General features: G+C 71.3%; 11 protein-coding genes. 3 read left to right on the forward strand and 8 right to left on the reverse strand.

The window, feature by feature from the left end; translation table 11 throughout:
• Nucleotides 1-476: 476 nt before the first annotated feature.
• The 4 genes from uvrC to rsgA all read right to left on the reverse strand — a co-directional run bounded on the left by uvrC (nt 477) and on the right by rsgA (nt 7,522).
• Entirely contained in the window at nt 477-2,465 is a 1,989-nt protein-coding gene (gene uvrC / locus ACQRWP_RS18360; protein WP_430496373.1) for an excinuclease ABC subunit UvrC, read from the reverse strand.
• Nucleotides 2,466-2,652: 187 nt separating this feature from the next.
• Nucleotides 2,653-3,138 (reverse strand): Rieske (2Fe-2S) protein, encoded by a 486-nt coding sequence (locus ACQRWP_RS18365; protein WP_430496375.1) that lies wholly within the window; start codon nt 3,136-3,138, stop codon nt 2,653-2,655.
• A 162-nt stretch (nt 3,139-3,300) separates the two neighbouring features.
• Nucleotides 3,301-6,246, reverse strand: coding sequence for an excinuclease ABC subunit UvrA (uvrA, locus tag ACQRWP_RS18370; RefSeq protein ID WP_430496377.1), 2,946 nt, complete (start codon nt 6,244-6,246; stop codon nt 3,301-3,303).
• A gap of 205 nt (nt 6,247-6,451) precedes the next feature.
• The gene (gene rsgA, locus ACQRWP_RS18375; RefSeq protein ID WP_430496379.1) at nt 6,452-7,522 is read right to left on the reverse strand and encodes a ribosome small subunit-dependent GTPase A; all 1,071 of its coding nucleotides are present in this window, start codon (nt 7,520-7,522) and stop codon (nt 6,452-6,454) included.
• Between the two features lie 178 nt (nt 7,523-7,700).
• On the opposite strand from rsgA, the gene ACQRWP_RS18380 reads away from it, so the two are divergent.
• A complete protein-coding gene (locus ACQRWP_RS18380) occupies nt 7,701-8,417 on the forward strand; it encodes a maleylpyruvate isomerase family mycothiol-dependent enzyme (RefSeq protein ID WP_430496381.1) in 717 nt (238 codons plus the stop codon).
• Nucleotides 8,418-8,424: 7 nt separating this feature from the next.
• On the forward strand, nt 8,425-9,078 hold the full coding sequence (locus ACQRWP_RS18385) for an MBL fold metallo-hydrolase (RefSeq protein ID WP_430496383.1): 654 nt from the start codon (nt 8,425-8,427) through the stop codon (nt 9,076-9,078).
• A gap of 128 nt (nt 9,079-9,206) precedes the next feature.
• Here the strand turns inward: ACQRWP_RS18385 and ACQRWP_RS18390 are convergent, their stop codons facing one another.
• Nucleotides 9,207-9,815, reverse strand: coding sequence for a DedA family protein (locus ACQRWP_RS18390; RefSeq protein WP_430496385.1), 609 nt, complete (start codon nt 9,813-9,815; stop codon nt 9,207-9,209).
• A 129-nt stretch (nt 9,816-9,944) separates the two neighbouring features.
• A complete protein-coding gene (locus ACQRWP_RS18395) occupies nt 9,945-10,628 on the reverse strand; it encodes a class I SAM-dependent methyltransferase (RefSeq protein ID WP_430496387.1) in 684 nt (227 codons plus the stop codon).
• 193 nt (nt 10,629-10,821) lie between these two features.
• Between ACQRWP_RS18395 and ACQRWP_RS18400 the strand changes: the two genes are divergently transcribed.
• The gene (locus ACQRWP_RS18400) at nt 10,822-11,025 is read left to right on the forward strand and encodes a cold-shock protein (RefSeq protein WP_007462771.1); all 204 of its coding nucleotides are present in this window, start codon (nt 10,822-10,824) and stop codon (nt 11,023-11,025) included.
• A 48-nt stretch (nt 11,026-11,073) separates the two neighbouring features.
• Here ACQRWP_RS18400 and ACQRWP_RS18405 read toward each other — a convergent pair whose 3' ends face one another.
• The gene (locus tag ACQRWP_RS18405; protein ID WP_430496390.1) at nt 11,074-12,354 is read right to left on the reverse strand and encodes an MFS transporter; all 1,281 of its coding nucleotides are present in this window, start codon (nt 12,352-12,354) and stop codon (nt 11,074-11,076) included.
• A complete protein-coding gene (locus ACQRWP_RS18410; protein ID WP_430496391.1) occupies nt 12,351-12,926 on the reverse strand; it encodes an ArsR/SmtB family transcription factor in 576 nt (191 codons plus the stop codon). Before ACQRWP_RS18410 ends, ACQRWP_RS18405 begins: the two co-directional genes overlap by 4 nt.
• Nucleotides 12,927-13,012 lie beyond the last annotated feature (86 nt).

Here is a 13,012-nt window from a genome sequence, read left to right on the forward strand (position 1 = left end):
GGTAAGTGCGCGCTGCGGACCGGCACTAACTCGGGGGCAGGGCGCCGGGATTGACCCGACGCGGGTCAGCGCCGCGCGCGAGACCGGCATAGCCGGACAAGGCGTCGTGATCCACTCGGGTTCCTGAAAGTCGGGGTGTCCGGGTGCCGGGGACACCCCGACATCATGAAAGCCGAGTGGATCATGCCGGTCTGCGCCATTCGCGTGCCCAGACCGGGCCGACTCGGGGGCAGAGCGTCGTGCGGACCGGCCCGACTCAGGGGGCAGAGCGTCCTGCGGTTGGCCGGACAGGGGGAACGCGCCGTACGGAACCGCGCGCCCCGCATGATCGTGCTCAATCCAGGAAACAGGCCCCTCCCCACGCCGCGAGGCCACTACATCCAGGATCGAGCACGATCATGGAGGCAACCGCCCATCAAGGGGCGCGTCAGCGTGAGCTGATCGGCCGTCTTCGACCAGGCGAGCGAGGACCGTGCTCAGGCGCCGGGCTTCGCCCCCGCGCCGTCGCCGGCCTTCGTGTCCGTGTCGAGGGCGGCCAGGATCGCCTCGGCGGTGCGCCTCCCCACCCCCGGCACCTCGGTGATCTCTTCGACAGTTGCAGCCGAGAGTCGCTTGAGCGAGCCGAAGTGCCGCAGCAGCGCCTTGCGACGCACCTCGCCCAGGCCGGGTACGTGGTCCAGCGCCGACTCGGTCATTCGCTTGGAGCGGCGTTGCCGATGGAAGGTGATGGCGAACCGGTGGGCCTCGTCACGCACGCGTTGCAGCAGGTAGAGCCCTTCGGAGGTGCGCGGGAGGATGACCGGGAACTCGTCATCCGGGAGCCACACCTCCTCCAGCCGCTTGGCCAGCCCGCACAGGGCCACGTCGTCGATGCCCAGGTCGGCGAGGGCCTGCGCGGCGGCCGCGACCTGTGGGGCGCCGCCGTCGACGACCACCAGTTGCGGCGGGTACGCGAATTTCCGTGGCCGGCCGGTGGTCGGATCGATCAGGACGCCGACCTGTGGCTCGACCGCGTCCTGGGGGGCGGCCGCGTCGTCGGCGGACTCCACGCCCACCTCGCCCGTCTCGGCCCTGGCGTCCAGGTAGCGGGCGAAGCGCCGGCGGAGCACCTCGGACATCGCGGAGAGGTCGTCGGTTGCGCCCCGGACGATGAACCGCCGGTACTCGCTCTTGCGGGGCAACCCGTCCTCGAACACCACCATGCTGGCGACCACGTCGGTGCCCTGGATCTGGGAGATGTCGTAACACTCGATGCGCAGCGGCGAGGTGCTCATGCCCAGCGCCTCGCTGATCTCGTCCAGTGCTTTGCCCCGGGTGGTCAGGTCACCGGAGCGCTTGAGCTTGTGCCGGGCCAGCGCGTCCTTGGCGTTGCGCTCCACCGTCTCCATCAAGGAACGCTTGTCGCCACGCTGCGGCACCCGCAGCGACACCCGGCTGCCCCGGTGGTCGGAGAGCCATTCGGCCAGCGCGTCGGCGTCCGCGGGCAGCTCGGGGACCAGCAGTTCGCGAGGCACGTCGGCCTCGCCGTGCTCGCCGCCGTACACCTGGGTGCAGAAGTGGTGCACCAGATCCCCGGTGGTCAGGTCCTCGGTCTTCTCCACCACCCAGCCGCGCTGGCCGCGGACCCGGCCGTCGCGGACGTGGAAGACCTGCACGGCCGCCTCGAGCGGGTCGTCGGCGAACGCGACGACGTCCGCGTCGGTGCCGTCGCCGAGCACCACGGTCTGCTTCTCCATGGCCCGGCGCAGCGCGGCCACGTCGTCGCGCAGCCGGGCGGCCCGCTCGAACTCCAGCTGCTCGCTCGCCTCGGTCATCTCGCGTTCGATCTTGCGGACCATGGTGTCGGTGCGCCCGGCCATGAAGTCGCAGAACCCGTCGACGATGGCCCGGTGTTCGTCGGCGGAGACGGTGCCCACGCACGGCGCCGAGCACTTGCCGATGTAACCCAGGAGGCAAGGGCGACCGACCTGGCCGGCCCGCTTGAACACCCCGGCGGAGCACGTCCGCGCGGGGAACACTCGCAGCAGCAGGTCGAGGGTCTCCCGGATGGCCCAGGCATGCGAGTAGGGACCGAAGTAACGCACGCCCTTGCGCTTGGCGCCGCGCATCACCTGGAGCCGTGGGTACTCCTCGTCGAGGGTCACGGCGAGATAGGGGTACGACTTGTCGTCGCGGTAGCGGACGTTGAACCGGGGATCGTACTGCTTGATCCAGGTGAACTCCTGCTGGAGCGCCTCGACCTCGGTGCCGACGGTGATCCAGTCCACCGACTCGGCGGTGGTGACCATCTGCCGGGTGCGCTCGTGCAGGTTCCAGACGTCGCCGAAGTAGGAGTTGAGTCGGCTGCGCAGATTTCGCGCCTTGCCGACGTAGATCACCCGGCCGGTGCCGTCGCGAAAGCGGTAGACCCCCGGTAGCTCCGGGATGGTGCCGGGTGCGGGGCGGTAGGTCGAGGGGTCAGCCACGCCAACAAGCCTAGTCCGCAGCACCGACAGCCCACCGCAGGCGTGATCCACTCGGCGTCCCGGAAGTCGGGGTGTCGGCACACCGCTGACACCCCGACTTCCCGAAACGCGAGTCGATCCTGTGACGCCGGGCCGACCGGACGGTCAACGTGCGGCGGCCAGGCCAGCCCGCCGGCCCCGCGTCGGGTCAGGCCAGCGAGATCTGGTCGCCGGTGACCTTGATTTCCTTGGGCGGCAGCGGCTTGGTGGCCGGGCCGGCCTTCACCGAGCCGTCCTCGATCGAGAACTTGCTGCCGTGGCAGGTGCAGTTGATGGTGCCGCCGTCGACGTTCGTCACCGGGCAGTTCTGGTGCGTACAGATCGGGCTGAAGCCCTTGAACTGGCCCGCCACGGGCTGGGTGATGACCACGCCGTCGGTGGCGAGGACCTTGCCGCCACCGACCGGGATGTCGGCGGTGGTGGCCAACGACTGGGCATTCTGCCGGTCGCCGCCGCCGGCGTCGCCGGTGCTTGGCACGGCGGGGCCACCACTGGTGGGTGCGTCGCTGCCGCTGCCGCCGTCGTCGCTGCCGCAGGCAGCCAGCACGACGGCCGCGCCGACCGCCCCGACGCCGGTGAGCAGGGTACGACGTGTCTGCGTACCCGGACCGGTCAGCGCCTGATCGTCACTCATGCCTCGCCTCTCTCTAGCCCGCTGCGCCGGTCGAAAGCCGGCCACACTTCTCCACACGGGCAACTGTGCCGGATGGTTCACCGCGGCACTCGTCCGACCCGGCAAATGGAGCGGGGCGGGTCGTCAACCGACCCGCCCCGCCCCTCGAACACGCACAGATTGTCAGCGCGCGGCGGCCGGCACCTTACGGCTGGCCCGCGCCTTGGTCACGCCGTTGGCCTTGGCGGCCCGGGTGGTGGCGGCAGCCGCTCCCTTGGCCTTGCCCTCGAGCTTGAGCACCTGGCGCAGGAACTCGCCGGTGTGGCTCTCGGCCACCTCGGCGACCTCTTCGGGGGTGCCGGTGGCGAGCACGGTGCCGCCTCGGTGGCCCCCCTCGGGACCCATGTCGATCAGCCAGTCCGCGGTCTTGATCACGTCGAGGTTGTGCTCGATGGTGATCACCGTGTTGCCCTTGTCGACGAGCCCTTCCAGCACCATCAGCAGCTTGCGGATGTCCTCGAAGTGCAGACCGGTGGTCGGCTCGTCGAGCACGTAGACCGTCCGGCCGGTGGAGCGCTTCTGCAGCTCGGAGGCGAGCTTGACCCGCTGCGCCTCACCGCCGGAGAGGGTCGGCGCGGGCTGACCGAGGCGGACGTAGCCTAGGCCGACGTCGACAAGGGTCTTCAGGTGCCGGTGGATGGGCGGGATGGCGGAGAAGAACTCGGCGGCCTCCTCGATCGGCATCTCCAGCACGTCCGAGACGGTCTTGCCCTTGTAGTGCACCTCCAGGGTCTCCCGGTTGTACCGGGCGCCCTTGCAGACCTCGCAGGGGACGTACACGTCGGGCAGGAAGTTCATCTCGATCTTGATGGTGCCGTCACCGGAGCACGCCTCGCAGCGCCCGCCCTTGACGTTGAACGAGAACCGCCCCGGGCCGTACCCGCGGACCTTCGCCTCGTTGGTCTCGGCGAAGAGCTTGCGGACGTGGTCCCAGACGCCGGTGTAGGTGGCCGGGTTGGAGCGCGGCGTCCGGCCGATCGGCGACTGGTCCACGCCGACGACCTTGTCCACGTGCTCCAGCCCGGAGACCCGGGTGTGCCGGCCGGGCACCAGCCGGGCGCCGTTGATCTGGTTGGCCAGCACCGCGTACAGGATGTCGTTTACCAGCGTCGACTTGCCCGAGCCGCTGACGCCGGTGACCGCGATCAGCTGGCCCAGCGGGAACCCGACGGTCAGGTTGCGCAGGTTGTGCTCCCGCGCCCCGTGCACCACCAGCTCGCGGGCCGGGTCCTGCGGGCGGCGGCCGGTCGGCGTCGGGATCGACCGCCGACCGGACAGGTACGCCCCGGTGATCGACTCCTTGTTCTTCAGCAGCGCCGGAACCGAGCCGCTGTGCACGATCTTGCCGCCGTGCTCACCCGCGCCGGGCCCGATGTCGACGATCCAGTCGGCGGTGCGGATGGTGTCCTCGTCGTGCTCCACCACGATCAGCGTGTTGCCGAGCCCGCGCAGCCGGATCAGGGTCTCGATCAGCCGGTGGTTGTCGCGCTGGTGCAGCCCGATCGACGGCTCGTCGAGCACGTAGAGCACGCCCACCAGGCCGGAGCCGATCTGGGTGGCCAGCCGGATGCGCTGTGCCTCACCGCCGGAGAGCGTGCCGGCCGGGCGGTCCAGGGAGAGGTAGTCCAGGCCGACGTCGAGCAGGAACCGCAGCCGGGCGTTGATCTCCTTGAGGACCCGCTCGGCGATCATCTTCTGCCGGTCGGTCAGCTCGATGCCGGCGAGCAGGTCGGCGCACTCGCCCACCGACAGGTTGCAGACCTCGGCGATGCTCTTGCCGGCCAGCGTGACCGCGAGCACCTCGGGCTTGAGCCGGGCCCCGCCGCACGCCGCGCACGGCACGTCGCGCATGTAGCCCTCGTACTTGTCGCGGGACGAATCGGACTCGGTGTCGGAGTGCCGGCGCTCGATCCACTGCACCACGCCCTCGAAGCCGGTGTAGTAGGAGCGCTCACGGCCGTACTTGTTGCGGTAACGCACGTGAACCTGATCGTCGGAGCCGTGCAGGATCGTCTTCTGCGCCCGCGCCGGCAACGCCCGCCACGGGGTGTCGATGTCGAAGTGCTGGGCCTCGCCGAGCGCCTCCAGCAGGCGCAGGAAGTATTCCAGGTTGTGCCCGGTGGACCAGGGCTGGATGGCGCCCTCGCGCAGGCTGCGCTCCGGGTCGGGGACCAGCAGCTCCGGGTCGACCTCCTTCTTGGTGCCCAGGCCGGTGCACTCCGGGCAGGCGCCGTAGGGCGCGTTGAAGGAGAAGACCCGGGGCTCGAGGTCCTCGATGGCGAGCGGGTGGTCGTTGGGGCAGGCCAGGTGCTCGGAGTAGCGGCGCTCGCGGTCCGGGTCGTCCTCGGGAAGGTCGACGAAGTCGAGCAGGACCAGGCCACTGGACAGGCCCAGGGCGGCCTCGACCGAGTCGGTGAGGCGCTGCTTGGCGCTCGGCTTGACGGTGAGCCGGTCGATCACCACCTCGATGGTGTGCTTCTCCTGCTTCTTGAGCTTCGGCGGCTCGGTCAGCGGGTGCACCACGCCGTCGACCCGGGCCCGGGCGTAGCCCTTGGCCTGGAGCTCGGCGAAGAGGTCGACATATTCGCCCTTGCGGCCACGGATCACCGGGGCGAGCACCATGAACTTGGTGCCCTCGGCCATCGCGAGGACCCGGTCGACGATCTGCTGCGGGCTCTGCCGGGAGATGCGCTCACCACAGACCGGGCAGTGCGGCTCACCGATGCGGGCGTAGAGCAGACGCAGGTAGTCGTAGACCTCGGTGATGGTGCCGACGGTCGAGCGCGGGTTGCGCGAGGTGGATTTCTGGTCGATCGAGACGGCCGGGCTCAGGCCCTCGATGAAGTCGACGTCTGGCTTGTCCATCTGGCCGAGGAACTGCCGGGCGTACGACGAGAGCGACTCGACGTAGCGGCGCTGCCCCTCAGCGAAGATCGTGTCGAAGGCCAGGCTCGACTTGCCCGACCCGGACAGCCCGGTGAACACGATGAGTGCGTCCCGGGGCAGGTCGAGACTGACGTCACGCAGGTTGTGCTCGCGCGCGCCACGGATGATCAGTCGGTCGGCCACGGTGCGTGTACTCCCGGGAGAAGACGAAGCGAAGGATCTGTCCCGCTCTGGGTGGTCTTGAGCGGTCGTGCGGGCGCGGAAAACACGCCTCGGCAACTCTAGCCTCGAGGTATGACAGTTTCCCTCGCCCGCACATTCCCCCAGCTCAGCCCGGTCGGCCGCGCCGCCCGCAAGCCCGGGCGCCCGCGCATCGGCGGGCGCCCGGTCAGTAGCCGCCGGGCGTCGGCGGACGCGCGGCCCGACGCCGGGCCGAACGCCACCCGCCGCGCCGCTCCGCCGCCACCCGGGCCTCCCGCCGTCGGCTCTCGTGGGCCACCTCACCCTGCAGCCGCCGCCAGCTCTCCCACCGACGGGTGGAGAGCTCGCCGGTGTGCAGCGCCTCCCGGACCGCGCAGGCCGGCTCGCCGTCGTGGCCGCAGTCGGCGTACCGGCAGCCCTCGGCCAGCCCGGCGATGTCGGAGAACGCCCGGTCGAGCCCGATTGCGCCGTCCAGCAGGCCGACCGCCCGGACACCGGGCGTGTCGATCACCGCACCGCCACCGGGGATGGGTACGAGGGCCCGCCAGGTGGTGGTGTGCCGACCCTTGCCGTCGACGCGCCGGATCGCCTGGGTGGGCATCATCACCGCCCCGACGAGGGCGTTGACCAGGCTCGACTTGCCCGCACCGGACGGGCCGAGCAGGCCGAGCGTGCGGCCGGGCGCCACCTCGGCGCGCAGCGGTTCCAGCCCGAGGCCTCGTTCGGCGCTGACCGGCAGCACCGGCACCCCGGGGGCGACGGCGGCCAACTGGCGGGCCAGCGCGGCCGGGTCGGCCGCGAGGTCCGCCTTGGTCAGTACGACCAGTGGCCGGGCGCCGGACTCGTGGGCCAGGGAGAGCAGCCGCTCGATCCGGCCCACGTCCGGCTCGGGGTGCACCGGCTCCACCACGGCGGCGGCGTCGAGGTTGGCGGCCAGCACCTGGCCACTGGCGTCCTTGCCGGCGGTACGCCGGATCAGCGCGCCTCGGCGCGGCAGCACCGCCTCCACTGTGACGCGGCGGTCCGGCCAGTGGGTGAGCAGCACCCAGTCCCCGGCGCAGGGCAGCGCGGACGGGTCCCGCGCGGCGGCGGTCAGCACCGCCCCACCCAGGCTGGCCCGGACCGGGCCGACTGCGGTCAGCACCGTGCAGACCCCCCGGTCCACCCGGGCCACCCGACCCGGCTGGTGCTCGCCGCGTCGCGCGGCGTACGCCGTCCGCTCGGCGTCCCAGCCGAGGGCGGTCAGATCGATCGTCATGGCATCCTCATCGGTGTCGAAGCTGGTGATGGCGGAACACGCGTGCCACGTCCGGCATGATCACCACCTCCGTCCGATGTCCCGGTGCCGCGTCTGCCGCTGACGGTAGGTCGCCCGCCGACGCGCCGAAAGCGATTTCCCCGGCGACGGCGCGACGGCGGACCGCTAGGGTCGACGGGTGACCACGGATCCGCTGCTGCTGATGGGCGAGGTGGACGCGGCCACCAGCCGACTACTCCGTACCGCCGCTTCTTTCGACGCCGCGGACCTGGCCGCCGCGTCGCTGCTGCCGGGCTGGACGCGCGGCCACGTGCTGGCGCACGTGGCGCGCAACGCCGACGGCTTCGTCAACCTGCTCACCGCGGCCCGCACCGGGGAGGCGCTGCCGATGTACGCCTCGCTGGACGCCCGCACCGCGGACATCGAAGCCGGTTCAGGCCGGCCACCGGCCGCGCACCTGGACGACCTGCGACGCACCGCGGACCTGTTCTCCGAGGCGGTCGCGGCGATGCCGGCCGACGCCTGGGCGGCGACGGTGCAGGCGCGTAAGGGCCCGTGGCCGGCGGCGCTGCTCGTCTGGGGCCGGCTGCGGGAGATCGAGGTGCACCACCTTGATCTGGCCGCCGACTACCGTGCCGCGGACTGGTCGGAGACGTTCGCCCACCGTCTGCTGCGTGAGGCGGCCAGTCACCACGCCATGGGGCCGACACCGCCGTCGATGGTGCTGCGCCTCGACGGCAGCGAGCATGAGGTGGTGATCGGGGAGCGCGTGGACGCCCCGGTCGTCGCCGGTCCCGCCCCCGACCTCGCCGCCTGGCTGATCGGCCGCGCCGACGGCGCCCCGCTCTCCGTCACCCCTGACGGTCCTCTGCCTACTCCACCGGAATGGATATAGAAACGTCATGACATACAGCGGAGACGTCACGCACGGCGGCCCACCGGCGGTTCGGAAGCTGGACGGGCTGACCATCAGCAAGCTGTCGGTGGGTCCGATGGACAACAACGCCTACCTGCTGCGCTGCACGGGCACCGGTGATCAGGTGCTGATCGACGCCGCCAACGAGGCGCCCCGGCTGCTCGAACTGATCGGTGCCGGTGGGCTCACCGCCGTGGTGACGACCCACCAGCACATGGATCACTGGGTGGCGCTGGAGGAGGTCGTCGCCAAGACCGGTGCCCGGGCGCTGGTGCACGCCGACGATGCGGCGGGGCTGCCGATCGAGGCGGAGCGGCTGGCCGACGGTGACACCGTGGCGGTCGGCGACTGCGCGCTGGAGGTCATCCACATCAAGGGGCACACCCCGGGTTCGATCGCGCTGCTCTACCGCGACCCGGCCGGCACCCCGCACCTCTTCACCGGCGACAGTCTCTTCCCGGGTGGGGTGGGTAACACCGACAAGGACCCGGAGCGCTTCGCGGCGCTGATCGGTGACGTCGAGCACAAGCTGTTCGACCAACTACCGGACGACACCTGGTTCTACCCGGGCCACGGCAAGGACAGCACCCTGGGCGCCGAACGCCCCGCCCTCCCCCAGTGGAAAGCCAGAGGCTGGTAAGCCCCACCCCAAACCAGGATCACCAACCGTCGACCAGGAACCACCAAGATCAAAACCCACCGACGGTGGCGGCACCCCCGCCCCCACCCACCGCACCCGGCCCCAGCGCCCCCCAGAATGAAGACAACTCAGCCAACGACGGAGAACAACCGCCGCCGCGCCCCCAGCAACGCGACGGAAGCCAGCACCAGCCCGACCCCCATCGTGACCAGCAGCGGACTGGGGTTGCCCGGCAGCAGCCCGGCCACCGACCGTGACGCGGTGCCCAGGGCGAGGTAGAGACCGGCCCAGGCGGCCGCGCCGATCGTCGCGCAGCCGAGAAATCGGCGGTACGACATCCGCAGCCCGCCGGCGGCCAGTGGCAGCAGCGCGTTGAAGACCGGCAGGAACGGCGCAACCACCATCATCCGGCCGCCGCCGCGGCGCAGGATTCCTTCGGCCGCTGTCCAGCGGCTCTCGCCGATCCAGCCGCCGATGCGACTGTCGCGCAGCCGGTCGGAGTAGTGACGGCCGACCAGGAAGCTCAGCGACCAGCCGGCCAGGCAGCCGATCAACACCGCGGTGAAGGTGGCCAGCCCGGTGCTCGGGCGGCCGACGCCGACGGCGGCGAGGATCGCGACGTCGCCGGGGACGAGGACACCCAGCAGGGGTACGGCGTCGAAGAGCATGACGAGCCCGAGCGCACCCATCAGCAGCAGAATCGGTAGTTCTCCGATCTGGGCCAGCCATTGCGTCATGCGTTGACGCTATGGCCGCGGTGCCACTTCGGACATCCGGTCGTAGCCCCCAGTGACCCCTGGTATCCGCCTCGGGGTCGCCCCTGAGTCGCGGTCGGCCTCAGGGGCGCACCTGAGTCTGGGTCCGCCTCAGGCGGGGCGCAGCACCTGCACGTGGCGGAGCGACGAGTCGACCGACGGTTCGGTGGTGGGTACCGGGTAGTCGGCCAGCACGGTCAGGCGGTCCGTCGGTAGGTGTCCGCGGCCGGGGTCGCCGACCAGCACGTCGGCACCTGCGGCGGCGGCCCGCTGAAGGAAGGGCAGCATCCGGTCGGCCATCGCGCGGTCGTAGAAGACGTCCCCGGCGACGACGAGGTCGACCTTCGCGTCGGTGCTGTCGAGCAGGTCGTCCCCGGTGGCGTCGACGGTGACGTGGTTGGCCCGCGCGTTGAGGGTGACGGCGGCGACGGCGTACGGGTCGATGTCGTTGGCGATCACCTCCGCGGCGCCGGCCAGCGCGGCGGCGATGGCCACCAGCCCGGACCCGGCGGCGAGGTCGAGTACCCGGCGGCCGGCGGCCAGCTCCGGGTGGTCGAGGAGGTGGCGGGCGAGGGCCTGTCCGCCGGCCCAGGCGGACGCCCAGTACGGCGCCGGCAGCGCGTGTCCGGCGGCGGCCTCCATCCGGGCCCACCAGACGATCGCATCCTCGGCCAGGTGCAGCCGCACCTCGGGGACGAACGGGGTGGGCATCAACCGGAGCCGGTCCAGACCGGCGCCGGGCGCGTGGATCTCGCGTTCCAGCTCGGTCAGCGCGTCGGCTGGGGCATCCTTCATCGGCGCAAGCATGCCCCAGCGGCGGTTGGTCGGGGCGGGTTTCACATGCCGCCGCGCAGAGTTCACCCGAGTTCAGTCAAATACCTACGGCACTTCGGCCAGCGGATCGGGGTTTTGCCCGTTACTGTCGAACAGGTACGGGCGATCATCGGCCAGAGGCCGAGGGTCAGCCGCTTTGAACAGGGAGAGATGCATGGCAACCGGCACGGTTAAGTGGTTCAACTCGGAAAAGGGCTTCGGCTTCATCGAGCAGGACGGTGGAGGGCCGGACGTGTTCGTCCACTACTCCGCCATCGCCTCGAGCGGCTACCGGGAGCTCAACGAGGGCCAGAAGGTCGAGTTCGAGGTGACCCAGGGGCAGAAGGGTCCGCAGGCGGACAACGTCCGCCCGATGTAGCTCCGTGCCGGTGACGGCGGCCGGTCTCCGGCCGCCGTCGCAGCGCACTCAAGACGCCGCCGGGGCGGCGGGCAGGTCCCGCCGCCTCCGGATCGGCCCAACCAACAGAATCAACGGGGTGAGCGCCAACCAGGCGGTCATCACGACAATTGCCGTCCCGACGCCGTAACGTGCGCCGATCGCACCGGCCAGCACGGCTGCCAGCGGGATCGTGCCGTAGTTGAGCAGATGCATGCTCACCGTCACCCGGCCCAGCAGGTGGTGCGGCGTGTAGGTCTGCCGGAAGGCGCCCTTGACCACGTTGCCGATGGCCACCCCGAGGCCGATCAGCAGACCGCCGAGGGCTGGCCAGGCCAGCCCGACGCCGGGTGCGGCGAACGGGATGAGCAGCGCGGGCGGGCCGGTGAGCGCCGCCGCGATCAACAGCGCCCGTGCGGTGCCGCAGCGCCGGGCCACCGTGGTGGCGAGCAGCGCGCCGATGATCCCGCCGGCGCTCATCACGCCGACGAGCCCACCCACCAGCCCCGGCTCGAGACGCAATTCGCGGACCAGGAAGACCACCAGGACAGCCTGGTAGCCGGTCAGCCCGATGTTGCTGGCCGCGCCGAAGACCGTCAGCACCCGTAGGTACGGGTCCCGGATGACGAAACGCAGCCCCTCGGTGATGTCCCGGCGCAGCGATCGGGATCGTCCCGCGGCGCGTACGCGTGGTTCGCGGGTGCGGATGCGCAGCAGGAACACCGCGGACAACAGGAACGTGAGCGCGTCCAGCAGCAGTGCGGCGACGGCACCGGTGAGCTGGGCGATCAGGCCGGCGAGGCCGGGCCCGACGACGTAGCTCACGGTCTGGGTCGCCTGGAGCTTGGCGTTGCCCTCCGGCAGTTGCCCGGGTCGCAGCAGCACCGGCAGGTAGACCTGGTCGGCGGTTTCGAAGAAGACCCGCGCGGTGCCGGCGCTGAGGGCGACCACCAGCAGTTGCGCGACGGTGAGCCGGTCCAGCAGGGCGGCCAGTGGCACGCTGAGGAAGGCCACCGCGCAGAGCAGGTCGCAGATCACCATCACCGGTCGGCGGGGCAGCCGGTCGACCCACGCGCCGGCCGGCAGGCCGATCAGCAACCAGGGCAGCCAGGCCGCGGCGGTGAGCACCGCCACCTGGAAGGTGCCGGCGTCGAGGACGGCGACCGCGACCAGGGGCAGCGCGACCGTGGTGACGTTGCTGCCGACGCTGCTGACCGCCTGGCCGGCCCAGAGCAGCCGGAAGTCGCGGTGCCGCAGCAGCCCTCCGGTCGGCCGGACGTCGGTGGAGTCGCCGCGGACGGCGGTGGTCACGGTCGGGCCGGTACGCCGTGGACGAACACGAAGACCGGCCTGCGGTCGGCGTCGTCGTCGGGTAGCTCCCGGTCGGCCCAGCGCGCGAGGACGTCGATCATCTCGCGGCTCAGCTCGGCCAACTCCTCGGGTGTGAGGCGTAGCCAGTGGTCGGTGGAGAACGGCGCGTCGTTCCAGGTGGCCTGGGTGCTCTCGTCCGCGGCGTGCCAGGCCCGGGCCAGGGCGACGTGCCGGTCCAGGTTGAGCGAGGTGGCGGCGTCGGCGACCGCTCGGGCGGCCGGGTCGGCGTCGAAGTCGGCGTTGGACCAGCGCAGCTTCCGGGTGACCAGGCGCCACCACCGCTCGCGCCGGTCCCGGGCCAACTCGGGCGCCTCGGTGACCAGGTCGGCGGCGGCGAGGACCTTGAGGTGGTGACTGACGTTCGCGGGGGCCTGGTCGGTGCGCTCGGCGAGCGCCCCGACGGTGGAGGGCCCGTGGACTTTGAACACGTCCATCAGCCGGCGGCGTAGCGGGTGGGACATGGCGGCCAGCACCCGGGAGTCGGTGATCTGGCGTACGTCGGAGCTGTCCATGCCGACAGAATGACATCCGCAACAGCTCTTGCGCAATATCTATTGCTCAAGCGCTGTTGCGGATGCGTCGAGAAGGGGCGGCCCGC

This window comes from Micromonospora trifolii, assembly GCF_050516465.1.
In the GTDB taxonomy this organism is placed as follows: domain Bacteria; phylum Actinomycetota; class Actinomycetes; order Mycobacteriales; family Micromonosporaceae; genus Micromonospora; species Micromonospora trifolii.

What these genes read in the sequence shown, in the direction of transcription:
- ACQRWP_RS18365 (WP_430496375.1), bottom strand. Translation starts at nt 3,138, where the DNA reads ATGAGTGACGATCAGGCGCTGACCGGTCCGGGTACGCAGACACGTCGT.
- rsgA (WP_430496379.1), bottom strand. Translation starts at nt 7,522, where the DNA reads ATGACGATCGATCTGACCGCCCTCGGCTGGGACGCCGAGCGGACGGCG.
- ACQRWP_RS18385 (WP_430496383.1), top strand. Translation starts at nt 8,425, where the DNA reads ATGACATACAGCGGAGACGTCACGCACGGCGGCCCACCGGCGGTTCGG.
- ACQRWP_RS18390 (WP_430496385.1), bottom strand. Translation starts at nt 9,815, where the DNA reads ATGACGCAATGGCTGGCCCAGATCGGAGAACTACCGATTCTGCTGCTG.
- ACQRWP_RS18395 (WP_430496387.1), bottom strand. Translation starts at nt 10,628, where the DNA reads ATGAAGGATGCCCCAGCCGACGCGCTGACCGAGCTGGAACGCGAGATC.
- ACQRWP_RS18400 (WP_007462771.1), top strand. Translation starts at nt 10,822, where the DNA reads ATGGCAACCGGCACGGTTAAGTGGTTCAACTCGGAAAAGGGCTTCGGC.
- ACQRWP_RS18410 (WP_430496391.1), bottom strand. Translation starts at nt 12,926, where the DNA reads ATGGACAGCTCCGACGTACGCCAGATCACCGACTCCCGGGTGCTGGCC.